This window comes from Paenibacillus sp. MAEPY2 (assembly GCF_000499205.1).
Taxonomy (GTDB): Bacteria; Bacillota; Bacilli; order Paenibacillales; family Paenibacillaceae; genus Paenibacillus; species Paenibacillus vandeheii.
Genome location: NZ_AWUK01000107.1, coordinates 1 through 365 on the forward strand (window position 1 = coordinate 1; position 365 = coordinate 365).

Annotated in this window: 1 protein-coding gene; it reads left to right on the plus strand. The window is 45.2% G+C overall.

The annotated features are described in order from the left end of the window. On the plus strand, positions 1–365 hold a 365-nt coding region (locus P364_RS0134715; protein WP_029881545.1), incomplete at both ends, for an HAD family hydrolase.

A 365-nucleotide genomic window follows, 5' to 3' on the forward strand; every position in this document is an offset into this window, starting at 1 on the left:
CAACATCCACTAGCATCAGCAATTGTGCGCAAAGCGGAACAAATGGGAGCCGACCTCTCCATTTCAGTTGAGCACTTTCAGTCAATCACAGGGAAAGGCGTCAAAGCTTCGGTGGGACAACAGCTATATTATATTGGTAGCCCTAAGCTTTTTGATGAATTGGAAGCTGAGGTATCCAGTCCAATATGTCAACAAATTATCACGCTTCAGACTCAAGGGAAAACGGTAATGGTGCTGGGGACACAACACGAAGTCCTTGCCTTAATTGCGGTTGCCGATGCCGTACGTGATTCGAGTAAGGCTGTAATTAATGAATTGCATTCTATCGGTGTAAAAAAGACGATCATGCTCACTGGTGACAACCA